8 protein-coding genes are annotated in these 11,820 nt (G+C 45.4%); 4 read left to right on the top strand and 4 right to left on the bottom strand.

Annotated features, from left to right (window positions below; translation table 11 throughout):
* Positions 1–24 precede the first annotated feature (24 nt).
* The 4 genes from L6475_RS05530 to ccsA all read left to right on the top strand — a co-directional run bounded on the left by L6475_RS05530 (position 25) and on the right by ccsA (position 6,850).
* Entirely contained in the window at positions 25–1,335 is a 1,311-nt protein-coding gene (locus L6475_RS05530; RefSeq protein WP_237823375.1) for a hypothetical protein, read from the top strand.
* 88 nt (positions 1,336–1,423) lie between these two features.
* Positions 1,424–2,704, top strand: coding sequence for an imelysin family protein (locus tag L6475_RS05525; RefSeq protein WP_237823372.1), 1,281 nt, complete (start codon positions 1,424–1,426; stop codon positions 2,702–2,704).
* 22 nt (positions 2,705–2,726) lie between these two features.
* Positions 2,727–4,505: a di-heme oxidoredictase family protein gene (locus L6475_RS05520; protein WP_237823369.1), complete on the top strand. Its 1,779-nt coding sequence runs from the start codon at positions 2,727–2,729 to the stop codon at positions 4,503–4,505.
* Between the two features lie 74 nt (positions 4,506–4,579).
* Positions 4,580–6,850, top strand: a complete 2,271-nt coding sequence (ccsA, locus tag L6475_RS05515; protein WP_237823366.1) for a cytochrome c biogenesis protein CcsA — start codon at positions 4,580–4,582, stop codon at positions 6,848–6,850.
* A 46-nt stretch (positions 6,851–6,896) separates the two neighbouring features.
* On the opposite strand, the gene L6475_RS05510 is transcribed toward ccsA, so the two are convergent.
* Genes L6475_RS05510 through L6475_RS05495 form a run of 4 tightly spaced genes read right to left on the bottom strand, consistent with a single transcriptional unit; the run spans position 6,897 to position 11,806 of the window.
* Positions 6,897–7,658 carry an acyl-[acyl-carrier-protein] thioesterase gene (locus L6475_RS05510; RefSeq protein ID WP_237824039.1) on the bottom strand — a complete coding sequence of 254 codons (762 nt, stop codon included), beginning with the start codon at positions 7,656–7,658 and terminating at the stop codon, positions 6,897–6,899.
* 43 nt (positions 7,659–7,701) lie between these two features.
* A complete protein-coding gene (locus L6475_RS05505) occupies positions 7,702–8,292 on the bottom strand; it encodes a YigZ family protein (protein ID WP_237823363.1) in 591 nt (196 codons plus the stop codon).
* Positions 8,292–9,539 carry a DUF1015 domain-containing protein gene (locus L6475_RS05500; protein WP_237823361.1) on the bottom strand — a complete coding sequence of 416 codons (1,248 nt, stop codon included), beginning with the start codon at positions 9,537–9,539 and terminating at the stop codon, positions 8,292–8,294. Before L6475_RS05500 ends, L6475_RS05505 begins: the two co-directional genes overlap by 1 nt.
* 50 nt (positions 9,540–9,589) lie before the next feature.
* The gene (locus tag L6475_RS05495) at positions 9,590–11,806 is read right to left on the bottom strand and encodes a tetratricopeptide repeat protein (protein WP_237823359.1); all 2,217 of its coding nucleotides are present in this window, start codon (positions 11,804–11,806) and stop codon (positions 9,590–9,592) included.
* Between the last annotated feature and the right edge of the window lie 14 nt (positions 11,807–11,820).

Below are 11,820 nucleotides of genomic sequence, written 5' to 3'. Positions count from 1 at the left end.
ATAACAATTTATCAAATAAAAAAGATGAAGAATACTGTTTTTGGGCTAATTATTCCTGCCCTGATGATGGGCACCATAACCACTACAGCGCAAGAGAATGCAGGTGATAGCGTGATGAATCACGCCATGGGAAACCGCCTTAGTGTGGGTGGATATGGTGAGGTTGCACTCTCACGCAATTTCTATAGCGACAACGAGTTCCGTTACAGTCAGCCAGAAAAGCACAAGAACGATCCCGCACACGGTCGTTTCGATATTCCCCATGCTGTTATTTATCTGAGCTATGATTTTGGTAAAGGATGGAAAATGGGAACAGAAATAGAGTTCGAACACGGAGGCAGCGGTGGTGCAGCCGAACTGGAAGCCGACGAGTTTGGCGAATGGGAACAGGAAACGGAAAAAGGCGGAGAAGTAGAACTGGAGCAGTTCTGGATTCAGAAATCTTTTGCCAATTGGGCAAATATTAAGGCTGGTCATATTGTTGTACCTGTGGGTCTGACAAACGCCCACCACGAACCTCTTCAGTTCTTTACCGTTTATCGTCCTGAAGGAGAAAATACCATTATGCCCTGCACCTGGCATCAAACAGGTGTTTCTTTCTGGGGACGTACCAAGAACTTCCGCTATGAGGTACAAATGCTGGCAGGACTGAACAGCGACCAGTTTACCCGTTCTAATTGGATTAAGAAAGGTTCAGCATCGCCTACAGAATACGAGGTGGCCAACAAATATGCAGTAGCAGGCCGATTGGACAACTATTCCATTCCAGGACTGCGCATCGGTATGAGTGGCTATTATGGTCATAGCATCGGCAACTCAAGTCCCAATGAAGCCGAAGGAGCTACCGCCACTTATAAAGGAGCAGTTGCTATTGGTTCACTCGACTTTACTTTCAAGCGGTTCAACTGGATTGTTCGCGGACAGGCAGACTATGGTCATTTAGGCGATGCAGCCCAACTGGCTGATATGTACAACCGCAAGACGAAAGGTTCACCTTTCCATCACAGCAGTTCAATGCGTAACGTAAGCAGTAATGCCTATGCCATTGGTATTGAGGCAGGTTACGACATCTTCTCACAGATTGAAGCAACCAGAAAACAGAATCAGAAACTGTTTATTTTCGGACGCTACGAGCAGTACGATCCATATGCATCCCAGATGGGCGCTAACAGCTACGACTACACAAAAGTACAGCGAATGGCCGTAGGTTTGAACTACTACCCTCTAAAGCAGGTTGTGGTGAAAGGTGAGTTCTCGAAACGATTTATGAAGACCCCGTACAACGATGAGCCAAGCATCAATATCGGTGTGGCTTACGAAGGATTCTTTCTTTAAGTAATCCTCTTCGAAAAAATGAACGAAACTGAATAATAGAAATCATTGTTTAATTTAATACCCTAATAAAAAAAACAAAATTTGGTTTATGAAGAAAATTTTCAAATTCGCTATGATGTTTGCCGTAACAGGCGCATTAAGCTTTGGTTTTACATCGTGCAGCAACGATGATGACAACAACGACAACAACGGCAAAGTAGACCAGACTTCAAAGTTTAGTGATGCCTCATACGGCACCGAAGCAATGAAGGCCTGCGATGATATCATTGCACAGTTGGGAGTTGCCATGAAGGCTATTGAGAAGAGTGCTTTGACCAACGAGCAAAAAGATGAGTTGAACAAGGCATTAGCCAACAATGTTGACAATGTGATTGTGCCTACCTATACTAATCTTGCCAATGCTGCTGAGAAACTGCAAAAGGCACTTGGCGACTTGTCGGTTGATCAGATTCAGCAACAGAACATCAACGATGCCTGCGAGGCTTTCAAGGAAGCTCGCGCATGGTGGGAGAAGAGTGAGGCTTTCTTAGGAGGTGCCGCTCAGGATTTCTCCATCGACCCGGCAATTGACTCATGGCCTCTGAACCGTGATTTGCTGCACAGCTATTTTGCTACTGGCAGCTATAGCGAGGAAGCACTTGAAGATTGCAGTATTCTCGGATTCCACGCTCTTGAGTTTGTGTTGTTCCGCAACGGCGAACCGCGTAAAGTGGAAGAGTTCAAAGGTCTTGACACCTACAAAGGATTTACGGATGTTAAGGGTGCCGAGGAGCTGAAATATGCTAACGACGTGGCCGAAAAGTTGGTGTTGTATTGTTACAACCTGGAAGTAGCCTGGAGCGAGGACCCCAATGCCCAGCGCTTGGCTGCTGTAAAAAATGCAGAATTGGCATACCAGACCAACAAAGGACAGAGCTACGGTTGGAACATGAAGAATGCCGGCAATACACGTAGCACTTTCAGCGAACTGGAGGAAGCTATCGATCAGGTGTTGAACAGCGATGAAGGTAGTGCTGCAGCAATTGCCAATGAGGTAGGCGGCGGTAAGATTGGACACCCCTTCAAGTCGGGTCTCATCTTCTACGTAGAGTCTCCTTATAGCTATAATTCTATCACAGACTTCCAGAACAATATCCGCTCTATCGAAAATGTATGGTATGGCAATGTTAACGGTGCAAGTGGCAATGCCAACTACAGTCTGCACAGCTGGTTTGCCAAAAACGATGCAAAAACCGGTGAGGCTGTTGAGAATGCAATCAGAAACGGTATTGAGAAGATTGGTGCTATGCCAGCTCCATTCGTGAAGTACGTGAGCACTCTTTGGAAGGTCAGCTTCGAGGACACTCCTGTAAGCGAAATCCCAGAATAAAATTACTCAAAACGAATACTATATGAAAGAATTAAAAATTAATCTCTTTGCTCTTTTAGCAATCACTGCGCCCCTCTTGACATCATGTCAGGACGACGATGAAGGACAGACAACAGAAAAGGAATATCCTTATAATTTGGCAGAGAAAGAGGAAGCCTTCGGTAAGGCAAACGATGTATTCTCAGCCGACGAGTGGTATCCAGGCGGACAGCTGGGTACAACGAGAAATCGTAGTTACTCAGCCTTCTCGCCTGCTGTTGAAGTACTCAACGATGGTGAGGCCCACTTCACTCACGGTGAGGATTTCTTCGAGCACATGTACACGCTGAACACCGAACCTCGTAAGGGACTTGGACCTGCATGGGTACGTTCAAGCTGCTTCCATTGTCATCCAGGCTATGGTCATGGCAAACGTCAGGACCGTTATCGTGCCAACGACATTGGCAATGGCTACCTTCTTGTTATCTATCATCCTGCAACCAATGGCTATATCACCGAGGTAACAGGTATGCCTCAAACACAGGCCATGTCACCTTTCAAAGCTCCTATCGATGAAAGTCTTATCGATATTCAGTGGAAGAAGGTTACTGAGATGGAAAGTGGATTAGCCCTTCAATTCCCCGATGGTGAGGAATACGAGCTGATCTATCCTGAGGTAGTGATTCCACAGACTGCGTTCAATACCAATCCTAAACCAGAGGATTACGAAGTACGTCTTGAATCGACCATAGGCATCTACGGAACTGGTTTGCTTGACGCTATTACCGATGATGATATGCGCGAGCAGTATCGCAAGGAGGCAAAACACGCCGAACTGAACCCTGCTATGTGGGACAAGGAAGCTGATGACTTCGCTGCATCTGCCTACTACAAAGCAAACTACAACGATTTAGGAACATTCCACGGTGACCATGGTCCTGTGAAGAAGTTCACCTATGCCATGACTCGTGGTTCACTGCAGGACGGTCCTGGTGCTAACGCTATATGGAACATCACTAACGTAACCCGTAGCGACCGTCACTTCCTCTATACAACGACTGCATGGGCAAAGGCACAGAGCGAAGATGAAGAAGTGATCAGCTATATTCAGGAACACGGTGCCGACGAGAACAGTTTGCTGCACCCCTTCTATGCTGATGGCAAGAAAGAGAACATTTCAGAACGCGTGAATGATATTCTGAGCATCTCATCAATTGCCAAGAAAGAGACATTCGACAAATACCTGTTCAAGGGAATGCCTTATAACGGAAAGGAAGAAATGGGTGATGAAGATTATTACGACTTTATGGTTTGGCATCGCGGTTTAGCTGTACCAGCAGCTCGTAACCTGAACGATAAGGATGTGATGCGCGGTAAGGAACTGTTCGCACAGATCGGATGCACAAACTGTCACCGTCCTTCATGGAAGACTGGCGACGACAAGATGTGGGTGGATGCCTGCATCAAAGCCTATGCCGACAGCAAGGGTCTGGCCAAAGATGGCAACTACTCAAAATTGCTGCCTCAATATCCTAACCAGACCATCTGGCCTTATACCGACATGGTTCAGCACAAACTGTACATGAAGAACGACATTCGTACAGGATGGTGCCGTACTACCCCACTCTGGGGCCGCGGTTTGTCACAGGTACTGACAGGAGCAGAAGACCGTCTGCACGACTGTCGTGCTCGTAATGAGATTGAGGCAATCATGTGGCATGGCTATTCTAAAGACTCACATGCCTATCGTCCAACAGAGAAGTTCTACAATCTGCCCAAGGCTGATAGAGACGCCATTGTGAAGTTCCTCCGGGCTATCTAACAATAATGAGCAAAAAAGATCGTTACTATAGTCAAGAATTCCAAAATATGAACTCTTGAGTTTCTGAATAAAAAATGCTAAAGAAAGCAACAATTATCTTATACTGTGTGGTGGTGGTCGTGATGGCCATCGCCACATTCGTTGAACATGCTAATGGTTTCCGTCTGTACGACGAATGGTGGTTCACTGTATTATGGGCGCTGCTGACGGCAGTTGCCATCGTTTATTTTCTAAAACAAAAGGTGAGCAAACTGTTTGTTGTTGTACTCCACCTTTCATTTGTGTTCATTCTGTTTGGTGCTTTTCTCACCCATGTATCTGCACGACAAGGTGCCCTACATGTGCGAGTAGGTGAACAGACCTCACAGTACATGACACAAGACGGACACCTGCACAAATTACCCTTCACACTTACGCTGGATAGTTTTAATGTTATCTATCACAAGGGAACAACAGCAGCTGCCGACTATGAGTCGCACCTACTATTAACCAACGCCGAAGGGCTGAATCGGAGTGTAACTGTATCCATGAACAATATCTGTTCACAAAACGGCGTACGTCTTTATCAGGCTTCGTACGATGATGACGGACGTGGTACTGTGCTCAGCGTGAACAGCGACCCGTGGGGGATTCCCGTCACCTATACGGGCTATGCCTTGCTGTTCCTTGCACTGGTATGGATGCTCATCGATCCCAAAGGTCAGTATCACCAAGTGCTTCGCTCACCCCTGCTAAAGAAAGGGGCCTTCATTCTCATCATGCTTTTTGGAATGAATGGAAACATGCAGGCGATAAACGACACAACACAAACAAAGAATGAAATAACAGAAGAGCTTCACGTATTGCCGAAAGAAACAGCTGAACACTTCGGACAATTACAGATGCTCTACAACAATCGTATTTGTCCTGTAGAGACCTATGCACTTGACTTTACCAAGAAACTCTATGGTAAGCGTCACTACGGCAAATATACAGCCCTCCAAGTACTCACAGGCTTTATCTTCTATGGAGATGAATGGAGTCAGGAACCAATTGTACGTATCAAAAGCGGTGAACTGAAAGATGCCCGTCAGTTACCCGACTATTGTTCTGTGAATCAGTTCTTCACTCCAGGGGTCGGCTATGTGCTGGGCCCCTATGTGCAAGAGTACTATCGCGGCGGTCAGCACGATGGTTTCCATAAACAGGTGGCCAAGGTAGATGATCAGTTGATGATGGTGATGGACCTTCGACAAGGTAAGCCTTTGAAATTATTTCCCTGTACCGACCAACAAGGAGAAACAACTTGGTATTCACCCATTGACAATATTGATACGGTAAGTGTATCGGAAGATGAACGCAAGTACATTAATGAGATATTCACACTGATATACAGTGAAGTGAGAGAAGGAAATTTCGAAGAGGTTGACAACTATATTGACCTGATGGAACGTCACCAACAGAAAAATGGCGGACTCACACTTCCTTCATCTACAGTAACGAAGGTAGAGCATTTATACAATGCGATTCCTTTTGCCACCATTCTTTTCATGATAAACCTTACCCTCGGATTCATATCGCTGGGTATTTTCATCTTCAGAATGGCAAGACAGGAAAAGGAAACTGACAGACAACAAGAAAGCTCAAAAAGAACAGACTGGTTTCTTCTGCCATTATATGGACTGTTGATGTGTTCCTTCATAGCGTTAACATATTGCGAGACGCTCCGATGGATTGTAAGCGGCACTATTCCCATGTCGAATGGCTATGAAACGATGTTGCTGATGGCATGGTTCATTCAGTTGATTACATTGTTACTTTATCATCGTTTCAGAATTTTGCTCACGTTCGGATTCCTATTATCAGGGTTCTTCCTATTGGTGAGTCACATCTCACAGATGGATCCGCAAATAGGCCGACTGATGCCAGTACTGAATTCGCCCCTCCTGACCATTCATGTAAGTATTATCATGATGTCGTTCGCTTTATTGAGCTTAACCTTCTTCTGTGGTCTTACAGCCCTCGGTCTTCGATTGTTCAAAAAAGGTGGTGATGAAACTATTGCTGCTCTTGGCATGCTTAGCAGAGTGTTCCTCTACCCTGCCCTCACCACATTAGGACTGGGAATATTCATTGGAGCTATTTGGGCCAACATATCATGGGGCACCTATTGGTCGTGGGACCCGAAAGAAGTATGGGCACTCATCACCTTTATGGTCTATGCAGTAGTCGTACACACGCAGTCGCTGCCTGTATTCCGTAAGCCTCTGGCCTACCACATTTACGTTACGCTGGCCTTCCTCACCATTCTGATGACCTATTTCGGAGTGAACTATATCCTGGGAGGCATGCACTCCTATGCATAGACTCAGAAAGAGAGGAATATCATAGACTCAGGCAATCATAACAGATTCAGACAAAGAGGAGTTTACTGCGGCAGGTCTCAGTACCATCGCTTCTAACGATGCGAACGCAGTATTCGCCCTCACCTGTCTGTTCACGATAGAACGAAAGCTGATCACCTTCATGAGCTTCAGCCACATAGGCAATTTCAAAACGTTTCAGCCGATGTTCCTTATACCATGAGAGAGACCACAGGTCGAGAACGTGCTCGATATATTTCACAGAGTTGATGTGACCGTTGATATCTACATCATTATAGTGGGTATCAATAGTGCTGACAAACTCTGCATCATCCGACATTTTTACCCGTCCACCCTTTTCAATAGGACATTCTTTTTCCTTTTCAATCCATTGATTGATAGCGCCATCGTGAATGGAGAGAATATCAGTAGGCTGGCGACTCTCTGTGTCGATCATTGCCCAAACACTGCGACCGTAACCATATACTTTCTCATTTCCTTCAGGAGTTGTGCCAACTACCCGGAAGTTACGGTTGGTGAAGAAACGCATTGCTCCTTCAACCCAGGTCTCAACATTGAACTTTGTATATTGCGACGGCATCTCGTCCATCTCGATAGCCAAACGAGAAAGAACCCATGAACGCTGAATGGTCATCAGATATTTCATACCGAATCCACGGTCAGTAGAATGGAAATCGGCAGCATTCAACATATGATTTCCCAGATGGCCCATAAACAGTTTTCCAGAGAAATCACAATGAAAAGGTTCAGCTAAAAATTCGTATTTTCCTACTTTATCCATCTTGAGAATTGAAAAATTGGGAGGTAAAAGTTATTAAAAATAAATTTGAAAATTAAGAGTTACCAAACGACAGTTTCGCCAATTTTGACCGTAAAATTTCAGCTTCCGACTTCCGGATACTGAGTGTAATCTGACAAGTATTGTCATAGGTCTGACTGACGATGCGTGGCTGCATCTCTTTTACAATACGCATTACATCATTCATCATCACGTATGGGAAGTCGAAAACGATGGTTTCCTCCACCTGTCTCACTTCCATTTCTGCATGGGATAGAGCATCAGCAGAAGCCTCACGATAGGCCACAATCAGTCCACTCGTTCCAAGGTTCACACCTCCGTAATATCGAACCACAACTATCAGAATATCAGTCAGTTCGTTACTATTTATTTGACCTAATATTGGTTTGCCTGCAGTAGAGGAAGGTTCACCGTCATCATTGGCACGGAAGTCTGTGCGCTCAGGTCCCAGCATATAGGCATAGCACACATGACGTGCATCATAGTACTTTTTCCGATAATCAGCCAACAAGGCTTTTATCTCATCAAGTGTTTCTACATGATGTGCAAAAGCGAGGAATTTACTCCGTTTTTCAGAGTAAAATCCTTCGCTTATTCCTTTTATTGTCTTAAATTCGTCGGTCATTAATCCAATTTATGAATCACCAGACCAGAACGCAGTTTAGGTTCAAACCATGTAGCCTTTGGAGGCATAATCTTGCCGCTGTCGGCAATATCCATAATCTGCTGCATGCTCACAGGATAGAGAGCCAGCGCCATACGCATCTCTCCATTGTCAACACGGCGCTTCAGTTCTCCAAGTCCGCGGAGTCCGCCAACAAAGTCTATACGCTTGTCGGAACGCAGGTCTTTAATACCAAGAATCTCGTCGAGAATGAGTCGGCTACTGATATCTACATCGAGTACTCCGATAGGATCACTATTGTCGTATGTTCCTTCCTTAGCTTTCAAACTAAACCAGTGCTGGTCGAGATAGAGTGAGAACTCATGCAACTGCTGTGGCTTATATATTTCGGTACCCTTATCTTCTACGATGAAATTCACCTGCAAGGCAGCAAGGAACTCTTCTGAAGAGAGGCCATTGAGGTCTTTCACCACACGGTTGTAATCGAGAATAGTAAGCTGAGAAGCCTGGAAACAAACAGCCATAAAGTAGTTGTACTCTTCATTGCCCGTGTGATGAGGGTTCTGTTTCTGCTTTTCGGCTCCTACCAGAGCGGCAGCAGCCGAACGGTGGTGACCATCAGCAATATACATGGTGGGCATCTTTCCAAATTCTTTGGTAATGGTATCAATATCCTGCTGGTCGCTGATCACCCAGAACTGATGACGGAATCCATCGATAGGAGCTATGAAATCGTATTCAGGCTTGGTGGCAGCATAGCGCATAATGAGCGTATCAAGCACTTTATTGTCGGGATAAGCGAAGAATACCGGTTCAATATTAGCATTGTTCACACGTACGTGTTTCATACGGTCCTCTTCCTTGTCACGACGAGTAAGCTCATGTTTCTTGATGCGTCCCTGCATATAGTCATCAACATAAGCGCCAACCACCAGTCCATACTGAGTTTTTCCCTGCATAGTCTGGGCATAGATATAGTAATGTTCCTGTTCATCCTGTACCAGCCAGCCTTTGTCCTGGAACTTTTGGAAATTCTCAGCAGCCTTCTCATAGACTTTAGGATCGTACTCGCTAGTACCCACAGGGAAGTCTATCTCTGGTTTGATGATGTGGTAGAGGCTTTTCTCATTGTCGCCAGCTTCGGCACGTGCCTCATCACTATCAAGCACATCATAGGGACGGCTCTCCACTTGTTCTACCAATTCTTTCGGTGGACGAATTCCACGAAACGGTTTAATTGTTGCCATAGTTTCGGTTGTTTATTATTAATAATGATTGAGAATCTATTTAATTACATCTATTGACGAACGGCCTCGAGCATGAGTTGGATATCGATATCGGTAATACCTTTTTCTTTCAGAATATCATACTCAGTATGAAGAAATTCTTTCTCCAAGTCTGTATGTTCGTGTTTCATATACTGCTGAAAATAGCCAATGGCTTTCTCAACCTGCTGCTGAAACCACAGGCAATAGCCGTAATTCAGCAAATCGTCAGCGTGTGGACATTCAACACTTGTTAGTCGCCCATAGAATTTCTCTGCCTGCTCGTATGATCCTGCCAAGGTCTGTGCCCATGCCAACACCCTGTTCACGTTGTCGTTGTCTGGGTCGTTATAGTTCAGTCGATACAGAATCTTCAATGCTTCGTCAACACGGTTCAGCTGAATGAGGCAAACCGAGATATTCAGTTCTACGCCTACGCCGGAATTGCCCGATGCATATAATTTTCTGAATATGTCAAGTGCCTCATCATACTGTTGGTTATTGAACAATGCACGGGCATAACCTATCAAAGCTCGCTGGTGATTGGCATCCAACAGCAAGGCATCATGATAGTGGCTGATAGCCTTCATCTGTGCCTCCTTACGCTCTGCATCGCTCAATGTGCCGGCGGTCAATGCCTGGCCTTGCCACAGTTGGCCAATCAACAGATGATACGCCAGTGTATAACCATTGGCAGGCTGCTTTTCTAATAGTTCCAGTGCCTGTTTACCCATGCCACGCTTCACAAGGAACGATGCCACACGTGTAATGCATTCGCTCATGGAGGGCAGAAGGAACAATGGGGAGTTCATGAATATGGCACGTTGCTGTTCGAAAGGATTCACAAACTCACTACGATGTGGAAAGAGACGGAAGAAACGATATAGGTTCTGCAAATAGAAACGACGAATAAACGCCGGTTGTTGCTGGTCTTCCAGCGGCACTTCTCCCCCCAATGCCATTGGGGTTGCCTCGCCTTTCTCTACGATTTCGAACATTTGCTTGGGCATATGCTCCATCACCTGACTGAAGGCCAGCACAAAAGAATAGCGGTCGCTGTCGCAAAAGGCACCTCCTTGTGTCACAGTCTGCAAGAACTTTCCACCTTTTGTATTAAACCATATATTTGAAATGAGGGGATGATGCGGATAGAAAGGCACAAACCAGTTGGAGATATCATAAAAGAACGGATAGCGCTTCATCTGAGAGAAACCTGCAAAATAGATATCAGAGCCCTTACGCCCCATCTCGGCCATTTTCTTCATGCTGGCCTCCATTCGCTCCACACTATCCTCTTCGCCGTCAGGATGAAGGATGTCTTCCAAAGAATTCTCCCCCATATCCATCATATTCAGACGATTCATCTGAGCGTTATTGCCTTTTATCAGTTCAGGCATAATCTCGTTCTTGATCATCTGAGAATCATCATCAGCCTGCATACAATACACTATCTGCATCTGCAGTTCGGTCAATTCACGCCTCGTCTGTTCATTCAAACAAAGACTGTCAATGGTAGAACGAATTTCCGGATAGAGTTGCGCAAACGAAGAATCGGTACTGAGCACCCATCCCACTAATGCCCGCTGACGAACGTTTTCCACGGTTGACATCTGACTGACATCTACTAACAACTGGAATTTGTTAATGCAGAACGTCATCATATTCGAAAGTGTCAGGGCACTGACCATGAGTTGCTGGTCGATACTGTCAACAGTTGGCGACAGCAGCAGTTCCTTCAGCGGCTGAACGGCAGAATCGCGTAAAGAGTATGAAGTGAAGAGTGTGTTAAAAACGCGAGACATGAACTGCTGATGCTTGCGATAAATCTCCTCAGATTTCACCTTACGAAGATGTTCTGGCTCCAGTTCAAGCATCGCCATACTGGTCACGTCATCTTCCAGCCGTGAGCGCAATTGCTGAAATCCATCATTCATCAGCTCATCATCAGAAGCAGCGCTCAACTCAGACAACTGCGAAGATTTCCTGATACGGTCAATGATAGCCTCGTTGGCCATAAAAACATATAGCCTACGCAACAGCCGATCATAAAGAGCCTCACGTTGCGAGTCGGGAAAACCTTTCCGCCAATAATCCACCATCAACTCGTAGTCCTGACGGATGTGCATGAAAGTCTCCATATCATGCGAACTATGCGTAAGGAAATAGTTAACAGCCAAGTTAATGGCTTTTGAGAAATTACGCTCTCGCAGATACCTGAATATATCGTTAAAATGGGGATTCTGCCACATTTGTCACACCTTGT

The organism is Prevotella sp. E9-3, from assembly GCF_022024015.1.
GTDB lineage: Bacteria > Bacteroidota > Bacteroidia > Bacteroidales > Bacteroidaceae > Prevotella.
The sequence above is the reverse complement of the archived record's forward strand: the minus strand, read 5'-3'. Positions and strand labels throughout refer to the sequence as shown.

What these genes read in the sequence shown, in the direction of transcription:
- L6475_RS05530 (WP_237823375.1), top strand. Translation starts at nt 25, where the DNA reads ATGAAGAATACTGTTTTTGGGCTAATTATTCCTGCCCTGATGATGGGC.
- L6475_RS05525 (WP_237823372.1), top strand. Translation starts at nt 1,424, where the DNA reads ATGAAGAAAATTTTCAAATTCGCTATGATGTTTGCCGTAACAGGCGCA.
- L6475_RS05520 (WP_237823369.1), top strand. Translation starts at nt 2,727, where the DNA reads ATGAAAGAATTAAAAATTAATCTCTTTGCTCTTTTAGCAATCACTGCG.
- ccsA (WP_237823366.1), top strand. Translation starts at nt 4,580, where the DNA reads ATGCTAAAGAAAGCAACAATTATCTTATACTGTGTGGTGGTGGTCGTG.
- L6475_RS05505 (WP_237823363.1), bottom strand. Translation starts at nt 8,292, where the DNA reads ATGACCGACGAATTTAAGACAATAAAAGGAATAAGCGAAGGATTTTAC.
- L6475_RS05500 (WP_237823361.1), bottom strand. Translation starts at nt 9,539, where the DNA reads ATGGCAACAATTAAACCGTTTCGTGGAATTCGTCCACCGAAAGAATTG.
- L6475_RS05495 (WP_237823359.1), bottom strand. Translation starts at nt 11,806, where the DNA reads ATGTGGCAGAATCCCCATTTTAACGATATATTCAGGTATCTGCGAGAG.